Consider the following 18,851-nt stretch of genomic DNA (forward strand, 5'->3'; position numbering starts at 1 on the left):
GAAGGAACACAACACGGAAGGTAACAGAAAAATAACAATAACTCTGACAAGTAGATATATCCGGTAATGTATTAACTCAAAATATAACATTTCAAAATATAACATAATATGGGAATCTTTGATAGTGGCTTTATAAAGGCTATAAATGCAACAAAACGATCAGTATTGCTGGATAAAGTAAGTTCGGTATCATCGGCTCTTACGATCACATTAGAACCCGATAAAGGTTTAGTTCTTGAAGTTGGTGTAGATGGGGGTGCTAATGGTGATATAACTCTAAGTTTTACAGGTAAGGACTTAAAAGGAACGCCAGGGTTTTTTATAACAAATTCCAGTTGGCTAATTGATAATCCTAGCGTAACGTATAATGCGTCAACAAACAAATTTTCACTTCCGGCAGGTATATCAAGATTTGTAATGGCTACCAATATAGCCAACCAATGGCAAACGGTTAGTATTTCGGTAACATTTGCCGGCGCAACTTCTGCCAAACTATCTCTATTTGAGAGAAAGGTCGCTGATATATTATCGTCTACTGTTGAAATCACAAATCCAATCCTAACGACTGTTACATCAAGGGAGAAATACACCGTAAGTGTAGATAGTAATTCTGTCACTCGAACACTAGGTGGTAATAAAAATTATAAAATTACTTGCCTATCTGCTACTGATACAGTTGATAATTATGTTTCTTTCATACCAAGATTAGCGGGTGGAGTATTTGATTTAGCGAGGATAATAAGTAATAATACCTCTCGTATAGATGCTTCGTCTTATGTGAAAGTCAGGTCAGGAGAAGTTTATTATCTGAAGGGTTTTTCGGTTCAAGATATAATATTCAGGGGTGTTGGTACAGGAGTAGGATCTTTCATAGTAGAAGAAATAGATGTCATTCCTCTTGATGGGAATAAATATACTTCAATCCTAAATACGTCAAATGCTGTAGGTGTATCGGGTATATATACCCGAAAGGAAACAGATAAGACTGTCATTATAGTTGTTGATACATATTTGGCATCAGGGTCACAGAGTGCAATCGTTATAACCCCTCGTGCGTCAACAGGAATCATCGAAACAGATGTAATCCCTCTTGGACGCACAGGATTCACACAGACCACATCGGGCAGAAGTATATATGCCGTACGTGTTGTCGATCTTCTAGACAATGTACATATAGCGGGAATAGTGACAGGGACAGGCAGGCTTCATGTAAATGCCATAGGGATAGACAAAAGCATTGCAGATACTATATTGAAAGCTCCATTTTATGAGGATAAAGATATTGTAGTTTCAGAATATAAGAAATCCATATCCTATTTTACCCGCTTTGAAAATTGGGAGGCTTATATAGACGCATACACTCAGTTAAATATTGAGAAAGACGGAGTTTCGTTAGGTAAACTAGCCCTGACATCTCTACCGGGGTGGAAATCAGGTGACATAATTGGAGCAATGGGTTTCATTCCTTATATGCAAGGTGGACCTCTATCTTCAGGATATTCAAGGGAGACAAGCACTAGATTATGTATATTCACTCGTGATGGTAATATATATCATAACTATGCTGCTGCGGATGCTGATGATAAAACTGTGCACGGTGTTCTTGATTTTGACTTGGGAGCTATATACTATCCTGCGTATACAGGTACTACAGCTCTTACATCTGAACGTATTCCTAAATCATCACTAGCAGAAGTTACAAATGAGTTGTTGCATCGTTATGAACCTGGATTACCTTCATGGAATTATTTGCAACATACAGATAATATAGGAGGTACAGGCTATGGGAATGGTGGGCTACCGCCAGTACTTACAAAGAATGATGTAGTACATATCCGTTATGCTCCCGCACAGCCGTACGGAACGAATACACAATCATCTTCTAATCCGTATGCTCTTGGAGGGCATCTTTCTTCAGCTTTTTCTACACATCCTAAAATGACAGTATTTACACCATATGTCGGAGTGAATGCAAAACGTAATATAGTGTTGGGTACTACTGATGGAGGTCGTACATGGTGCGTTTTGCATGAATTTGGTATCGGTCAAATGATGAGTGGATGGGGAAACAGTTTGAATCTACCATCAGGAAGCTACTCCAGTGGTGCGCTATCCGTTAGTATACGCGAATATAACCACCCATCTGAGGCAGATAAAGAGCCAGCTAATGCATTCAAATACAAAAGCCCTGTTGCTGTTACTTCTATATCAACATCAGGCGGTAAGACTATTATAACTACATCGGGTGATTATGGAAGTGGTGGTATAACGAAAGGGTATATAGCATTTAAGAAAAATAGTCCCGGAGACTATGACTATCTTGCTAATACAGTATTAGATGGTGTATCAACAGATACAGATACTAATTCGGTAGGCAATGGTCGCTTCTATGCTGCTAGATATATAGCTAACAACCAATTTGAATTATTGCAATGTATGGGCGGTGTAGATGAAAAGATAAAAGCCCACCACGTACATAGTAGCAATCTTATAAAAGATGGCGTAATAGTAGCAACAGGCGAACAATATCCTGACGGATGGATTTGTTATATTCCTATTCATCAGATAGATGATTTTGAGTCGTATGATATATGGAAACACAAGATAAACCATCCGTATATCATAAGACTTAACTCAACTCAACACTCTTGCCAAAGAGCTGTAGGATGTATATTGAATGATGACGCTGACCAATCTTTCTATTTTTCATCAGACGAAGCGCATATTGACAGAGGCGATGTTACCATATCGGGTCGTACAAGTCTTTTTAAAAGAAATTCCGCAGGAATATTCAAGGGAAGATTGTCGGAGATAGACGATCTTTCTAAGGCTGTATGTGTGCTAGAAACAAATGAGTCGTCATTAGGATTTGAACGACAAAACGGCATATCAATATTTGTTGGAATGAGCAGATGTACATATTTGAATGCTTCTGATGCCGAAGACAAAAAGAGGTGGGTGAAGCTTAAACTGCTAATACGTAAATATGGCGGAGCATCAGATAAAAGTATATTCTTCACATCAACAGACGGTATTGTTTACAAGGTAGATAAAAAATAATTTATAATTAAAAATATTATGGGAGAAATAAGACCATACTAAAAACTAAACAAAATGAATGAACTACTAAACAGAGCATTATCTCAATCATTTAAGATAATGCAGCACATAGGAAAACTATTTGATTCCGTTTACGGATATTTATTGTTTTGCATATCACTGGTTACAAGTTTTATGGCTGGTGAAAAAAAAGCTATAACAATAGTATTGTTAGCAATATTCGCTGATCTTATATTTGGAATATGGACTTCTATAAAACAGAAGAAGTTTGCCACGTCTCAGCTAATACAAGATACATTTATAAAACTAACTGTGTATGGTATTCCTTTGTTGCTTATAGGTCTTTCAGGACAAATGTTTAGTGAGTGGGGTATTGCTTTCTATGTTGGATGTGCTATAGCTGTTGCTTGCGAATTGTGGAGTATCTCTGCACATCTATTAATAATAGCACCTAAATTACCTTTTGTTAAGTTGCTAAGGTTTCAGCTACAAGATGAGATAAAGAGCAAAACAGGTAAAGATATAGAGGAATTAACGCAAAAAGAAGATAATAAATAATACATCGCATTGATATGGCTAATATAAATAAACTAATTCCGATAATATTAAAATGGGAAGGCGGTTTTGTAAACGATCCCGACGATTTAGGCGGTGCCACAAATAAAGGTATAACGATAGGTACCTATGAGTACTATTGTAAACTTAAAGGCTATCCTAGACCGACCGTGGAGCGTCTAAAGAATATATCTGACGAACAATGGAAAGATATACTTAAAACCCTGTATTGGGATAAGTGGCAGGCTGATAATATAAATAATCAGTCAATAGCGAATATTCTTGTTGATTGGGTTTGGGCATCTGGAGGATATGGTATTAAGCTACCTCAAAAAATACTAAACGTTCAAATAGATGGTGTTGTTGGCAATAAAACATTGCAAGCACTAAATAATTATCCGAATCAAAAAGAACTATTCGACAAGATAAAGCAAGAGCGCATCGATTATATTGATCGGATTATTGCGAGTAGACCGGCCAATAAGAAATTCCGCAATGGTTGGCTAAATAGGATTAATGATTTTAAATATACGCCATGAAAAAAGCAACAAAAATACAGATAATATGTATAGTCGTTTTATTGATTGTTTTGTGGCTGTTTACGAGTTGCAAGAGCAAAACGGTATATGTGCCTGTTGAGACTATAAAAACAGAGTACAAAGAACGCCTGCGTGTCGATTCGATATATAAATACGATTCTATATTTCAGGATCGATATATGAAGGGTGACACAGTATTCTTTACCAAAGAAAAGTATAAATATTTGTACCGAGATAAACTAAGAGTAGATACTGTCAGTAGAGATAGTATCGTTCAAGTTCCATATCCTGTAAAAGGAGATACCGTTTACATAAATAGGCTTAATTGGTATCAAGAAGCTTGTATTTGGTTTACCTCTCTAGTGTTAGTTGCTTTGGCTCTTTATTTAGGGATAAAATACAGAGGCGTTATATTCTCATTCTTTAGAAAGTTAATATTTAAGATATAGTGTTTTTCATATAGGTATTAGATTTAAGGTTAACTCGGAACCGCTTGTCTGTGAAGATAGGCGGTTTATTTCACAATAGCTTCTTCATGTCGTCAATTACTTTCTTTAATCCATAGATCTATTAACCGCATTTATTTGTAGCTGTTCCGGTCTTCTTCTATATCTATCAAATGCTTTTGAGTTTTCGGAATGCCCGGACATTGAGGCTACAACATGTATAGGTTCTCCGGCTTGACATAGTATATCTACAAACGTACGGCGTGCAAGATGGGAAGATGCTAATTCGTAAAGCTTTTTGTATTCTTCTATTTTTTTTTCTCGATTATATAATACTACAATCCTATTTAATTTCGCTTCTTCGAAAACTATTTTTAATGATGAGTTGTATTCTACTGAGTTCATAAAAGGCATTAGCAAATCACCTCGTGAATGTCCTTTATATTTATTAATAATATCCATTGCTCTTTTTGATAATGGTACAATTACCTTCATCATATTACCATCTATCTTTTTAGGGAAATAGATCAATTTGTTATCTTGAATATTAGAATATGTTAGCCTAAGAAAATCACCGACCCTACATCCTAAAGATGCCTGCAAACAAAACATATCTTTAATTACTTCTTTATGTCTATTGCTAGGGTTATAGTAATATAGTTTTGTTAGCTCGTCTCTTGTCATACATATAGGCTCTTGATATGTCTCTATCCCGATGTCCTTTGAAAATATAATATCATCAAAAGGATTATGATCTATTATCTTTAGTCTATTTTTACAATAATTGAAAAATGCTTTTATTCTTTTACTTATAATAACAAGTGTATTTTCAGATATATTTGATTTTGAAATTAAGAAATTCCTAAATTTCAGCACATCAAAATTATCAAAATTTATTTTACCGTTATTTTCGTCTATATAATTAGCAATTCTCTTTCTATCGCTTTTGTACTGCTTCTTCCTGCTATCTGATACATTAGACTCTATATAATATTTATCGTATGCTTCTAAAATCGATAATTTGGGAAATTCAATGTCTTCTTTATATTCTCCTAGTTCTATTTGTAGATATTTTTTTAATTCTTTTTTATCTATTGGCAAATCTTGATCTTTATAATATCGGTCAAATACTGTTTGTACGGCAAGTGCTAGTTTCTTTAATCTATTATTTATTCTTGTAGATGAATCGCCCGATTTATTAAATGTATTCTTTTTTGCTTGTTGTATGTATACAGTTTCTCCAGATAATTCTGTTTTTTCTTTTATAAAGTTCTTTGGATATATTCTGTATCCGGAGTAATAAAAATTTTCTATACCATCTATAGTATATACTAAGAATATTTGTTTTTCATCACTTTGCTTTCCTGATGAAATTAAGCTAAATCTTATCTTTATTTTAGAAGCCATAATTATAAGCCTAAGTACCTATCAAAAGTACTTAGAAAATATGTATTAACCAAAAGCAACTATAAAACATCAATAAAAACCAAAAATGCTGTTTAGTTATTATTTTATAATATATTGCAGTTGTTGTTTAGTGTAATATGTTTATTTATAACAATATATGAATATGCAATTATGTTCCCGCCAGGGTCACAAAGAGGAAAAATGCAATCCCCGTAAAAGCAGATACTTTTATGGGGATTGGTGTTATATGTACTTATTATATTGCAGAGGGTTTGTATTAGCCTCTTATTTTTTCTTATACTGTTTCTTTATTTGCTCTACATGTTGCATATAATTTTTCCAGTCTGACTCATTGCGCCAAATCCATTTATTTTCTTTTAGCCAATTGTCAGAAGAGGGGAGAGAGTCGGCTGGCGTAAAATGTAGAGGGGAGCCTTCTCTCCATGGACTTTCCATAGATTGACTATAATATTTATAATAAGTATATATGCTAATATTTTCATTAATATCCACATTTTCTTTATTGAAATAATTTCACTGGGTGAAGAATACTTTGGTTCAGAGGTTTCGTATGATCAGTAAAATCTATTTGTTATTTAGGGCTCATAGCAACACTCCTCATGTTATCGTCTACAATATTTATTATTTACTTTTAAATTTCTCATGCTTATTTATGACTTCCTTTAATAAGAGAGTTAAGATAGGTTCCTCACTTATCGGGAAGATTACTTCAAACTGATGCTCTTCATCATCTTTCCAAACTGTAATAGCATCAAATAAAACGTCCACATATATTTTATATAGCTCCACTCCAATAGCGAGAGAATAATCATGAACCAATATTATCCGTTTTTCCTCTATCCAACTAAAATCACACAAACAATCGTAAACGGCATTCCAATTAAAACCGAAGTAATCAGGAAATTCCAACTTTTTATATAATTCAGTAAATAATTGCTCTTCGTCTTTAATAGTACCAATATGAGCAATAAAAGCATTTGCATTTATATGCAATTTAGGTTTTTCAACATATTTAAATATATTCATAATTCTAATATTTTATTTTATTTGAATAAATGTTCTATAATGATCGGGAGTAAACCAAAAATTCGTTCCATTCGTTACTATACGCAGAGGTCCAACACCTCTCATTCCTGGAGTTGGAGGTACTACATATTCTTTATAAGTACCAAGAGGTCGATCTGGCAATAAAGGCTTCGTCTGGTTTCTGGGTATTCGGTTTTCAAAAACAGAACCATCATTTCTGTGGGGGTACGTTTCCCCAGATTGTATTCTATCCATAGTTGGTTTCATGTCATATGTAGAACCGTCTTCTGTTGTTACAAAACGAGTATTGATATTGGGTAGAGGCTCATTGCTATATTCTCCTGTCCATAAATTTTTGCCCTCTCCCCAATTTTTATACATCTGTCCTCCAGCGCCATAGGCGAATCCAGTTCCAAAGCCTAAGGCTGCACCTTTCCACATACCATCTATAGCACCGTCCCACTCTCCTGTGGTCGCGTATCCCATGCCTCCCCCTACTGTGACACCAGTTATTGCACCAGTAGTTCCATATGTCAGACCTTTCTGTAATACTTCATTAGTTACATTTCTAAATAAGCTTTCTACATACGGCGTAATAGCTCCTGAAAATTGGTATGCTAAAAATGCTGATATTCCTCCTACAATGGTGGACGTTCCTACTTCCCACCAATCAATAAACCCATTCGCACTGTATTGAGATATAGCAGAATTCGATCCCGCAGTAAAAGCTGCTCCCGAGATTATACCGATAGGTTTTCCGGTTGCAATAAGAGCCCCTCCTACTGCACCAGCCCCAAAATATTTGAGCCCCTCCATATTAAATTTAAAACCATTAAATCCCCAATTTATGATTCCTCCAGCTACAGCTCCAATGACGTATTGCCAAAACTCCCCATTCGGATCGGTAAACCTCAACGGATAACTAAATATTCTTTATTCTATTTTTATTTGCTTATATTTTTCTGTTTTTCAAACCATGATTCTGTGACTTTAAGAATATTGTTTTTATTTTTTAATAAGCTATCTGTTAACTGTCTATATTCATTTCCGAAAAGATATATAGTATCATTATCTAATGATATCTTTAAGTAGGTATTGATATTAGTCCTATTATTTATTACTATATCAAAAATATTCAGAGAATCAGGTTTCAATATTGGAGACTTTATTCCCATATTTTCAACTTGAAAATATAGTATCTTGTCTGTATCATTTCTTAAATAAAAGGTTGTTTTTGTCACACAACCGGAAAACAATAATGTTAGTATAAAAATATAGATTAATCTCATCACATAATTAATTAAAAATTACCAACTCCATATTCCTCTTCCATATTGAATCTTAGTAGCTACATCCTCATAGTTTCCAGGCAAATATCTCCCATTATATAATGGACTTGTACTTTTAAAGTGTCTGATTGAATTTATATAATCTTTAGCAATAGTTCCATAAAAACGAGCAAAGCCATCTCTTTGTTGTTGTCTCCAATGAGTGCCTTCATGATTATACAAAGCAGTTCCATCTGTTTCAGCTATATTAGCCCATGATGTACGTCCCCAAGAAATACCTACATTCTCTGGTGCTAAAAAAGAAGCGATACCTCCATTTCTATAAACAGGTTTAGATCCTTTGTTACCGAAAACAGCTAGATCATCATAATACTTCCCTGTCCCAAAGATTATATTAGTTGCAAGTGTTGTAGATGCTCCATTCATTGCACCACCTAAAACTTTTTGCCAGATTGCACTGCCTTTTTCATTCATTATTGTAACATCTGTTAATCCAGCAGCAAACCCTGAAACTGCTCCTCTGCCTACATTTATTCCAACCTCTGTAGCTAAATTCCTAAACCATCCTCCTTGTACTGCATTATAATTGGGCAAGAAAGATGAAACTAAGCCTCCAGCAATCATTCCGGGAATAGCTTTTATGGATAAATCATTTCCGAAAATAGCATTAGTTGCAACATTTCCTCCTGTCTGACTTAGGATATTATACCCTAAACTATTGGCAAAAGTGCCTCCAATACTGGATAAGCCTCCTCCGATCATACCTCCTATAGCTCCCATACCCACAGATTGCCAAAATGAACTGGAATTCCAACTGCCTGTTATAGTTGCAGATAATCCATAAGAGACAGCACTTGTTCCAGCACCAATAACAGCACCCCAACACATCGCATCTAAAACAGTTTCTAAATATATCCGACATTGCGTCAAGATTATACTTAGGGCATAAACCCCCTCTTATTTTTTCTTATACTGTTTCTTTATTTGCTCTACATGTTGCATATAATTTTTCCAGTCTGACTCATTACGCCAAATCCATTTATTTTCTTTTAGCCAATTGTCAGAAGAGGGGAGGGAGTCGGCTGGCGTAAAATGTAGAGGGGAGCCTTCTCTCCATGGACTTTCCATAGATTGACTATAATATTTATCATCTTCTTTTGATTTACTCCTGAAATAAATTAGCTTTATTGTATTTTTATTTATGATCTTATACCTCATTTCGCTTAGTGATAGAGGTACAAGAAAAGCGGGTTCGTCATAAGAATGCGCAACAATGGTATCATTTTTAATTTTATAAACGCCCCAAAAGACACCCCATCGTAATTGCTTCTTATTGACCCAGCTTTTAATGGATTTAGCCATATTCTTTTTTCTATCATTCTCCGAAATATCGCTTTTAAAGTGAAATTGAACCCAAGTTCCATCTTCAAAAAACATATAACTTGCGTATCTTAAAGAGTCAACGTTGGAATAGAATCCGTCGATATTGATCAAGTTGCGAATATTCGTGTTCTTGCCTTCAAATTTAATAGCTGATTTAGTGATAACATCTTTTTTTTGTGAAACACAAGAAAAAGAAAATAATAAGCAAATAATAAAAATAAAATATTTCATATGCAAATTTTATTATCGTTCCCATAAAGAGAACGGATCTCTGTATCCTGAATAAAAATATCCACCTGATTTAAAATTATCGTAATTTAAGAAATAAGGCGTAGGAGTTAAGTATTTATGTATAAAATTTTGTGATAGATTCTGAACTGTCGGATGGCTAAATCCAATACGGTTTATTTGTCCATTTTTACTTTTATATCCTATCCATGCTGGAGCAAAGTATACTTGACCTTTTGTCCATGCTTCTTTTTTGTTTTTACGCCATAAAGGGGCTGCTAAGTCAATGGTTTCTCTCTCGCTTTCTGTTCTGCCATCATTAGTATAAAGATATGTACCTAGCGAATATTTTCCTATATTGAGTTCGACTGCACTTGAACGCCAACGATCTTTTCCATCACCGAGCGCATCATTAGCAAAAGTGAAAGAATTATGATTGAAATATGTAGTGAGAGAACCCACTGTTTGTGCTCCAAATTTCTGTCCCATGACTTCTGATTCTAAATAAGAAGTTCTTCCATATCCGAGGCCCCAACCTTTATAAGTTCCTGAAGCATTCCATCCTTCATGATTGTTGCCCACTCCCACTCCAGCTCCGAACTCAAAATCCCCAGCAAGATAATGAGCTCCATAATTTAAACCTACTGTTAGTCCATTTGTTCCAATACCAATACCTGGGGAAATAGAAAAGTGAAAATTTCCTATAGGAGGAGGATTAAATGATGGCATGAACGTATTAGCAACCATAGACGCAGTAAAACGACCAAAGGTACCCCATGTTAAGTTCGCCCCTATATAACTAGAGGCTGCAACCCCCGTCATTACACCAGAGACAACAGCTGATAATCCCCAGTTTCCCGAACTAATACCATGCATTGTATAGCCTAGTCCAAATCCTATAGCAAAAGGTATCCAAAAGAACTCCCCATTCGGATCGGTAAACCTCAACGGGTTATTCAATGCATAGGTGTATCGATTGAAATTCTGGCTGAAATCCGGTGCTTGCACATACGGATCGGGAGATAAGAATCGCCCCGAAACAGGATCATAAAGACGGGCGTTCATATTGATAAGTCCAAACATTGGCAGATGTTCGTGCCCGGTATACCCACGTGCAAGGAATAAGACGGGCTCAGATCCTATAGCATAATTTTGTTGATTAGAAGGATCTCGTAAGCGTCCCCACGGATCGTAGCTTAATTCCTGCTTTATGGTTCCGTTAGTATTTATGAGGTGAGTAATACTACCCAGGTAATCTCTTCCTATGTAATATATCGTCCATGCTCCGGCACCCTCTTTTACGTATACTGCTGCTGCACTATAAGCGTCTCCACCCAGGTATAGCTTTTGTATAGTTTGCGAAGCCACAGAATCCATCTCATATTGCCCACCTATATAGTAGCGTACAAGGTCATCTATATTGTTCTTTTTTATGCTCATTTTCACCCTATCGCCATCGGCGTTGTAGGTTAGAGCAGAGGCATACGCATCTTCGATGATCGAGCTTGGACGCATCATGCCATTATAGGTTATGGTTTGCTCTCTAAGTGGAATTTCTGTTCCGTATGGAGTTATTTCAGTTACGGCGTACGGCTTCGCTGAATTTGTATACCCAAATTTACCGACTGTGGCAAAATCTGTTATATTACCCTTTACATCATAAACTATACTTTTTCCTCCAAATCCTGTCAGGCGATTAAGATTGTCGTAGGTAAAGTTCTCTTGTATATTCCGAGTATTATCCTTCCGCCAATTTAGGTTTCCTGTTGTAGCATTGAAGTTGTAGCCAAAGTTTTGGATAACGGTTGAACCATTTTTTATAACTCTGCTTGTTGGCAATCCATAAGCATCGTATCCATAGGTACGAGTCAGGATGCCTGTTTTTGATTCTAACGGCATTCCCAAATTGTTTTCCTGCGACAGTTTCCAGATCGAAGTTGTATTGTTTAGCTTCGTCTCCGACATGTGTCCGTTGCTATACGTATAGTTTTCGGTGGCAATATCTCCATTGTTTGATTTGTAAGCGATGGAGGCTATATTTCCATTAACATAAGTGTATACTTTTTGTAGCCATTTATTGTCTAATCCATTTTCTTTTTCAGCACTTATACGCAAGAGGTTGTCATAGGTAAATGTTTGGCCTGTGCCGTTATTCGATGATATTGAAGCTAAAAGACCATCCGTATTGTAGGCGTAAGTAGTGGTTAATTCTCCCACTACATTTTTGCTTATAATACGATTGTATTTATCGTATGTTGTTTTGGTAATTCTTCCTTCAGCATCTGTTTCTTGATTGATGTTTCCTGCGGCATCGTAAGCAAATAGCTTGGTTCCCGCACTAGGGTCTATAATCTTTGTCTGACGTCCGTAAGAGTCGTATTCAAAACTTGTAGTTATATCACCCGGAGCAACGACAGAGGATAGCTCCCCGTCAGCTCTGAAATTGTAGGTTATGGTTCCGGCAGGATCCGTTATACTCTTTGTTTTTCCCGAAGCATCGTAATTGGTTGTTCTTTCTACATTATCTATGATTGTTTTGACGCTATTATTGATATAATAGCAAGAGTCTTTTTTGCCTGAAGCATAAGATAGCAGGGTTAGTCTATTGTAACTGTCATAATTGTAGGTGTTCCATGCAGTTGGTGCCGTTCCTTTAAAGGGTAATGATTTCTTTTGTACTCTGCCTTTATTGTCGTACACTACATCGGTATATAGATAACGTCCGTCAAAGCGGAGTTCTCCTTCGCGTAATGTACGTCCCAATGCATCATAATGAGATTGTGTGGTAGAACTGCCGGTTTTCTTTATTGTAGTAAAATATAAAGGTACATTATATGGCGTTTGGCTTGGAGGAGTTGAGCATACGTTGGGGTCTATTCCCAAAATTAATGATCCTTTGTCGGCTGCCTTGTGCGAAAAACCCGGAGTCAGAGAAATAGAACGACACGCCATAAGGGTTGTTCCTTGTGACAATGGGGCTGCTATTTTTACATCTCCGTAATTTTTATTCGGATCGAGATCTCCTAAGCCGGCATCGTATGATGTCCACTCCATATTTAGTGATTCTACAGTACTGTCGGGATAAGTTGTCTTTACTTTGCGTCCCCAGATATCATACTCGTATTTGGTTTCGTGTCCTTTGTGATTCTTCACAGACGACAACTCTCCTTTGGTATTGTATGCATAATCGATATACAACCCCAACGGGTCGGTTTTACGTTTTACTCGCCCTATATTGTCATATTCATACTTTGTACTGAGCTGGTCAGCAGACGTATATGATTTCGTTTTAGATTCGTATAAATTGTTCTGGGTATCATAAGTATAAGTGTCTTCTGATACCTGAAGACTTTCATAATAATTTTTTTGAGATGTAAGCTGTCCTTTGGTGTTATATACCAAGGTCGTTTTTGTGGTGGATAAAGAACCGTTGCGTTCATTTGTTTCCGTTTTCTCAGCCAATTGTCCCAGAATATATGGACTTCCGGTGAGATTGTTGTACTTAAAATCTGTGGTTTTCTTTATTCCATCTCCCAAAGAAATTATTTCTTTGGTTGGGCTGCCATAAGTATCATAAGTATAACTTGTAGTTGTTGATATGTTTTTTAAAAAATCTTTTTCAGTTTTCTCTTTTAATGTTATGACTCTTGCCTTATTTGATGCTATTGTATTGGTATATTGATAAGAATTCTGAAAAAGTTTATAAGATATATTTCCCTGTGCAGGACAAGATTCTTCACTTTTTAAAACAGACCAATTCAATGGATCAAATTTCTGAACTTTAGATCGTGTATTGTCAATATTATCAGTTGATGTTACTTCTTCGAATCCTCTGAACCCTAGTCCTAGCATATGTACTAATCCATTTTTATACTGATAGGTCTGAGAACTTACTATTGTATTGTCAATACTAGAATTAAGCGATTTTAATAAAGCGACCGAGCTTGGTATATAAAACCAAGGATAAGTTGGAATGCCTGATTGGTTGTAGACAGATGTTGTGCTTGTAAAATTCTCGCTATTGACTTTCCCGTATTCAATTTTTGTAGTAGCACCCAAGCTTGATACCGATTTAGAAAGCAATAAGGAATTATTCTCCTGGTTTTTGTTATAAATAAGGGAGACGGTCGTTGATCTGACAAAGGCAATGCCTTTATTGTGTCCAAATCTGGAGGAACCCTTGCTTGTAACAAGTCTTCCGTCTTCATTCTGAGCTGTGTAGTCTGCGATAGTACTAAATGCCCCTCCTTTGTTGTAATAGATATCGAATTTTTTATCAATAGAAGAGTTTTTAATTAAGTCTAAGAACCCATCATTGTTAATGTCGCAAAGAATGTAGTCATCATAATTATTCCCATAATACTTGTTGTGCAGGAATGTAGAGGTAGTAAACGCATTTTTTCCGTTTGAAAAATAAACAGTCCAAGTATTACCGCCATCGTCCTTCAAATAATCTTCAACTCCAATAATTCTACATTGACTTCCCGGAGGACCCATATACACAGGGAAATTTCCCGTTCTTTCCAACTCTTCGGGGGTCGTTGCAGTATGTTCACAATAGCCATAACAGGTACCTGAATGCACGTAACGTTTGCTCTTTGTAGATGTACTGGGTGAAAACATTAAATCTGTTTTCCCATCATTATTAATATCTCCGATAAGTAACTTATTATACCTGAAAGTCGGATAAGCGAATGAGAAAGCTGCTAAAACCGGATATCCTCCCGAAGGAGACACCTTATATACTTTAACACCTGTTTGATTAATATGCAATAATTCTACAGATCCGTCTCCGTCAAAATCGATTAGCTGTAGATTATCTTCGGGTAGTATTGTAAAATAGTCTTTATTGATATGCAGTATTTTTTTGTTTTCTATATCCAAAAAAGCTACTTCTGTTTTTCTTGATGCACCACTAGTGCTTTTTCCGTATGATATTGCCATTATAATAGCTTTACCATTCCCCTGAAAATCTCCCAGCAAATAACGTCTGTTATCTGCTATCGGTATATCAAGGGAATACTCATATTTTCTTGATATAGTTTTTGGCCCTGAAATCAAAGTTAAAAATATAGAACTTGGTTTATCAGGATGTAGTTGGGTAATCCTTACAACATCTTCATTTGTGTCTCCATCTACATCACCAACCAATAAGGCCCGAAATAGTATGCCAGCAAGTCCATCAGGATATGATTGTGGAATTCTTTCGGAACTGATCCAATCCACTCCTATCCAGGATGAGTTTGGGTCTTTAAGTAATATTGCATAACCTTCGTTTGGAGACTGAGAATCCCAATTAACACCAATTGTTCCCGTTATTTCGTATCCTGAACGTCCTGATGGTAAGGTTTTGGATTCGCTTACTATTGTAGGCGTTGTTCCATCTCCATACTCAAAAGTCAGAGGATTGAGATATTTTCCGGATGAAGTACAATCCAGTTTACTTAAAAAATAATTGTTGTCATCCTTTTTATAATCAATTCTATATGATTTTAGTAGTGTGTTGCCAAAATAAGAATCGATCTTATTTATTCTCTTTGTTGTTTTTATCAGTTGTGCATCTATATAAGCAAATCTCTCGAAATCGTTAGTTGCATACGAAAATTTTATTTCTCCTATTTTTATATTTTGGTTCGAGCTGTATGATATTTGTTCTATATAAAACCTATTATCACTAATACTATAAGTGTAATCTATATAGTTTCCTAAAGGATCCACCAATTTAGTTATTGGATAAGAATATTTATGGGAACCATTGCCGTAATATGCAATCGTTCCATTTGGGTAATATACTTCAAATTTAGTATAGTCCGCATTCTTTTTTACATATATATGATTTTGTTCTGTCTGATAGGCATAATTTGGATTACTTGAATTTACTAATCGAAGTCCGTCCAAAGAGAACGCATTTATCTCTGCTGAGATTGGGGATGAATTAAGTACGTCGTCATAATAATTGCTTAGCTGACATCGACTTATTTCGGATAAACCTCCAAGCGACCAGCCTAAGCCGAGCACAGAGAATTGACTTAGATTTTGACTGTTATATACTAGTTGTAAATTCGGCTGTGTACCGTCCTTACCCGGATATATTTCGATGGGAATAGTATAGTTTAATGCTCCATTAGGAGATGGGGTTATACTATGTGGTATCTCTCCTACGTCTTTTGTCTTATCTACTGTTTGAGAGAAAAGAGCTATACTTAAAAATAGCGCACAAATTTGAGTAAAAGCATAACGTATTTTCATACTTTTATATCTTATTGTTTAATGATTTTCCATGATACTATTTTCCCGTCTATATTTATAACCATGATATAGAATCCATTAGGTTGGTTACTCAAATCTATTTCAGTTGTCGGAAAGGTTGCTTTCTTTCGAGTAATTAACCTGCCACTACCCAACGAGTTTATAGTTATTGTGCATGTGTTAATATCTGCATTGTTTGAAATTTCAACTTTAATCTGACCTTGGGTTGGATTCGGGTATACCTTTATCTCCCTTTCTTCAACCTGTTCTGTAATAATTTCCTGTACGGCCTTAGCTGATTTAGTTAAATTTATTACTGTACGTTTTTCTCTATTGCCAGATTTATCATAATCAAATACAATTTTTTTTTGACCATGAATCAATAAACAAAAAAGTAGAGATAAAAAAATAAAAATTATTTTTCTCATAGTATTTATATTAAAGTTCTTGTCTTTTAAGATGTTTCAGAAAAAATAACGGCTGTTGTCTCTAGTTAATGTTAAAATTACATGTGTTTCTTATACACATTTTATTCTAGAATCGTAAATTTAATTAAATTTTGTAAATATGGCTATGTTTCAGTTGCTTTTTATTAAAAATTTAGTTGTTTTATTCTTTTTGATCTGTTTTGGCAGTACCAAGTCTGGGTAATAGGTTTGTAATTTATAATGTGTTCATATACTCCCGTATTTACATATTTTTATCTATATGTTTATCTAATCTGAAATAACGGCAACCGAATTAATATTATAATATCTTGCATAGTCAGTATTCCACCAAACATGAGGGTCTGAACTTAAATCAGAAAATCCATATTTGGAATGGTATTGCTTTAGTTTATCTCTATAAACAATATCCCTCACACCCTTCTTTTTCTGATCTTCTAAGTAGGTAGTTCTTAATTCCCAGAAATCGTGAACTTCTTTTATTGTAATAAGCTTTCTAGCATAATCATAAGAGAATATACATGTCATAAAAACAATGACGATAGCGTATGTTAATTTAGAATATTTTATTTTTAGATTAATATTACAAACAAGGATCGCAATCGCAATAATGATAAGTATAATAGTTCCAAAAAGTGCTCGTTTAGGAAATGTAGGGGATAGAATCATTATAAAAAAAGAAAAAAGACCTGAAAGGATGAATAATAAGGAGTTTAGCACCATATTCTTTCTTTCACGACGATTGGTGAATAAAAAAATAAGTAGTGCAATTGCCCATATTATTAGTAGGGGTAATATATAGCTTTGAAAATGGTTGATAGCCACTTGTAGAATGTAAAGAGGGATGTCATGTTCTGCCAAACCCTGTTTGTTGTACTCTTGAATAATAATGTCAGCTCTCTTATAGTTGCCCGGTGCAAGGATCATAAAAGCGTATCCGATAATTGTTCCCGTTAATCCGATGATAGACCATTTCGGTATTTTAATTTTATAGTATTTGCACAAGATTATTGTTGATAAAATGAACATGATAAGTGCTATTCCTAAATTCTCATTAGTCCACCCTGCAACTATTCCACACAGAAAGAAAAGTATTGCTCTAACATTACTTTCTTTATATAATCGTATGTTTATATAATTGTAATAAGGATACATAAACATTATAACGATTAATGATCCCCACAGATAATTGGCACTTCCAGTTTTCCATATTACATTAGAGCAAAACTCAGGTTGTAGGAACCAAATAAAAACATGTATTAAAAGCAATAATGATATTGAAGAATATATGGTTAGTTTACTGTTCGTTATAGATATTCTATATATTGAGTATATTAATATTATATATGCCAATGCGTTAAAAATACTGGATATACGAAAGTCTATCATTAAAAGCAATTGAGCAATAGTATGAACAACTGTCCTTCCTCCCCATATTTCATAGTGATTAAGTTGTGAGGTGACTATATCAAATAAATTTTCTATTCTTTTATTTTCGTTAAATACAAATGAGTATGAGAAATCATCAGCTAATAAAGGATAGTAATAGTTGATTGGATATATAATTAAAAAAGCAATAAGGGCAATGAATGATAATGAAATATTTTTATTGTTCATTTTGTAATAGTTGTCATAAATGTGTTTGTCAAAGTAAATGAAATATATTTTACTTCGAAATATTTTGTCTTGCAAACGTGGTTATCTTTTCCAACAACTCACCCTTTCCGACAGGTTTACTCTATCTAAAATGAAAAATTAATATTTTTTTACACTTTTTCGGCGTTATGCAGCGAACTTTTTCGGAGGTGGGCTGTTTTATGTCTGTAGTTTTGTAAAGTTTGTGTTAAGGTTGGGAAGTCTGCGAAGTGATTTCGCGGGCTTCTTATTTATTTTATTCCTCTTGAAATTTTATTAAATTTGTAGCGAATGGCTTTCTAAATTACAAATATGAAAAAAACACTAACCCGAACTTTAATCCTATCTTTTTTTATCTCCCTCAATTCATGTATGGTAATCAATTCATTGCTTGGTATTAATCAGTGCAATTATCCGAATTGCGACAGGGAATGTGCACCGAATTGTAACTATTGCTCGTTTCATTGCGATAGTTATAACGTTCCCGATGATCTAACCTCCAAAACAGGGCAGTCAATAAATAAGCAGTTGGAGCAATACCGAAACGATCAGAAGAGGAAGTAATTT

The 18,851-nt window shown here is 35.0% G+C and carries 14 protein-coding genes; 5 read left to right on the top strand and 9 right to left on the bottom strand.

Translation table 11 applies throughout. The features are described 5' to 3' along the window. The first annotated feature begins 108 nt into the window (after positions 1–108). The 4 genes from HMPREF9456_RS15880 to HMPREF9456_RS15895 are packed head-to-tail and all read left to right on the top strand — an operon-like array spanning position 109 to position 4,603. Entirely contained in the window at positions 109–3,060 is a 2,952-nt protein-coding gene (locus HMPREF9456_RS15880; protein ID WP_006844585.1) for a hypothetical protein, read from the top strand. Between the two features lie 54 nt (positions 3,061–3,114). Next, on the top strand, positions 3,115–3,618 hold the full coding sequence (locus tag HMPREF9456_RS15885) for a phage holin family protein (RefSeq protein WP_006844586.1): 504 nt from the start codon (positions 3,115–3,117) through the stop codon (positions 3,616–3,618). A gap of 14 nt (positions 3,619–3,632) precedes the next feature. Next, positions 3,633–4,154 (top strand): glycoside hydrolase family 108 protein, encoded by a 522-nt coding sequence (locus tag HMPREF9456_RS15890; protein ID WP_006844587.1) that lies wholly within the window; start codon positions 3,633–3,635, stop codon positions 4,152–4,154. Next, positions 4,151–4,603, top strand: a complete 453-nt coding sequence (locus HMPREF9456_RS15895; protein ID WP_006844588.1) for a hypothetical protein — start codon at positions 4,151–4,153, stop codon at positions 4,601–4,603. The genes HMPREF9456_RS15890 and HMPREF9456_RS15895 overlap by 4 nt, the downstream gene beginning before the upstream one ends. A gap of 105 nt (positions 4,604–4,708) precedes the next feature. On the opposite strand, the gene HMPREF9456_RS15900 is transcribed toward HMPREF9456_RS15895, so the two are convergent. From HMPREF9456_RS15900 to HMPREF9456_RS15940, 9 genes are all read right to left on the bottom strand, one after another. Further along, positions 4,709–6,007 (bottom strand): tyrosine-type recombinase/integrase, encoded by a 1,299-nt coding sequence (locus HMPREF9456_RS15900; RefSeq protein WP_006844589.1) that lies wholly within the window; start codon positions 6,005–6,007, stop codon positions 4,709–4,711. A gap of 285 nt (positions 6,008–6,292) precedes the next feature. After that, a complete protein-coding gene (locus HMPREF9456_RS17430; RefSeq protein ID WP_006844590.1) occupies positions 6,293–6,463 on the bottom strand; it encodes a hypothetical protein in 171 nt (56 codons plus the stop codon). Positions 6,464–6,649: 186 nt separating this feature from the next. Then, the gene (locus HMPREF9456_RS15905) at positions 6,650–7,054 is read right to left on the bottom strand and encodes a barstar family protein (protein ID WP_006844591.1); all 405 of its coding nucleotides are present in this window, start codon (positions 7,052–7,054) and stop codon (positions 6,650–6,652) included. Between the two features lie 12 nt (positions 7,055–7,066). Further along, positions 7,067–7,969 (bottom strand): ribonuclease domain-containing protein, encoded by a 903-nt coding sequence (locus tag HMPREF9456_RS15910; RefSeq protein ID WP_006844592.1) that lies wholly within the window; start codon positions 7,967–7,969, stop codon positions 7,067–7,069. 392 nt (positions 7,970–8,361) lie between these two features. Further along, positions 8,362–9,273 carry a hypothetical protein gene (locus HMPREF9456_RS15920; RefSeq protein WP_245531041.1) on the bottom strand — a complete coding sequence of 304 codons (912 nt, stop codon included), beginning with the start codon at positions 9,271–9,273 and terminating at the stop codon, positions 8,362–8,364. A 27-nt stretch (positions 9,274–9,300) separates the two neighbouring features. Further along, positions 9,301–9,957 (bottom strand): hypothetical protein, encoded by a 657-nt coding sequence (locus HMPREF9456_RS15925; protein WP_006844595.1) that lies wholly within the window; start codon positions 9,955–9,957, stop codon positions 9,301–9,303. 12 nt (positions 9,958–9,969) lie between these two features. After that, positions 9,970–16,203 carry a polymorphic toxin type 23 domain-containing protein gene (locus HMPREF9456_RS15930; protein ID WP_006844596.1) on the bottom strand — a complete coding sequence of 2,078 codons (6,234 nt, stop codon included), beginning with the start codon at positions 16,201–16,203 and terminating at the stop codon, positions 9,970–9,972. Between the two features lie 11 nt (positions 16,204–16,214). After that, positions 16,215–16,631 (bottom strand): T9SS type A sorting domain-containing protein, encoded by a 417-nt coding sequence (locus HMPREF9456_RS15935; RefSeq protein WP_006844597.1) that lies wholly within the window; start codon positions 16,629–16,631, stop codon positions 16,215–16,217. Between the two features lie 288 nt (positions 16,632–16,919). Then, complete coding sequence (locus HMPREF9456_RS15940) at positions 16,920–18,266, bottom strand: DUF3329 domain-containing protein (protein ID WP_006844598.1); 1,347 nt, start codon at positions 18,264–18,266, stop codon at positions 16,920–16,922. 330 nt (positions 18,267–18,596) lie between these two features. Here HMPREF9456_RS15940 and HMPREF9456_RS17290 point away from each other — a divergent pair, with 330 nt between their 5' ends. Beyond that, on the top strand, positions 18,597–18,848 hold the full coding sequence (locus HMPREF9456_RS17290) for a hypothetical protein (RefSeq protein WP_147591778.1): 252 nt from the start codon (positions 18,597–18,599) through the stop codon (positions 18,846–18,848). Positions 18,849–18,851: the final 3 nt, after the last annotated feature.

It is taken from the genome of Dysgonomonas mossii DSM 22836 (assembly GCF_000213575.1).
Classification (GTDB): Bacteria; Bacteroidota; Bacteroidia; order Bacteroidales; family Dysgonomonadaceae; genus Dysgonomonas; species Dysgonomonas mossii.

What these genes read in the sequence shown, in the direction of transcription:
- HMPREF9456_RS15880 (WP_006844585.1), top strand. Translation starts at nt 109, where the DNA reads ATGGGAATCTTTGATAGTGGCTTTATAAAGGCTATAAATGCAACAAAA.
- HMPREF9456_RS15885 (WP_006844586.1), top strand. Translation starts at nt 3,115, where the DNA reads ATGAATGAACTACTAAACAGAGCATTATCTCAATCATTTAAGATAATG.
- HMPREF9456_RS15890 (WP_006844587.1), top strand. Translation starts at nt 3,633, where the DNA reads ATGGCTAATATAAATAAACTAATTCCGATAATATTAAAATGGGAAGGC.
- HMPREF9456_RS15895 (WP_006844588.1), top strand. Translation starts at nt 4,151, where the DNA reads ATGAAAAAAGCAACAAAAATACAGATAATATGTATAGTCGTTTTATTG.
- HMPREF9456_RS15900 (WP_006844589.1), bottom strand. Translation starts at nt 6,007, where the DNA reads ATGGCTTCTAAAATAAAGATAAGATTTAGCTTAATTTCATCAGGAAAG.
- HMPREF9456_RS17430 (WP_006844590.1), bottom strand. Translation starts at nt 6,463, where the DNA reads ATGGAAAGTCCATGGAGAGAAGGCTCCCCTCTACATTTTACGCCAGCC.
- HMPREF9456_RS15905 (WP_006844591.1), bottom strand. Translation starts at nt 7,054, where the DNA reads ATGAATATATTTAAATATGTTGAAAAACCTAAATTGCATATAAATGCA.
- HMPREF9456_RS15925 (WP_006844595.1), bottom strand. Translation starts at nt 9,957, where the DNA reads ATGAAATATTTTATTTTTATTATTTGCTTATTATTTTCTTTTTCTTGT.
- HMPREF9456_RS15930 (WP_006844596.1), bottom strand. Translation starts at nt 16,203, where the DNA reads ATGAAAATACGTTATGCTTTTACTCAAATTTGTGCGCTATTTTTAAGT.
- HMPREF9456_RS15935 (WP_006844597.1), bottom strand. Translation starts at nt 16,631, where the DNA reads ATGAGAAAAATAATTTTTATTTTTTTATCTCTACTTTTTTGTTTATTG.
- HMPREF9456_RS15940 (WP_006844598.1), bottom strand. Translation starts at nt 18,266, where the DNA reads ATGAACAATAAAAATATTTCATTATCATTCATTGCCCTTATTGCTTTT.
- HMPREF9456_RS17290 (WP_147591778.1), top strand. Translation starts at nt 18,597, where the DNA reads ATGAAAAAAACACTAACCCGAACTTTAATCCTATCTTTTTTTATCTCC.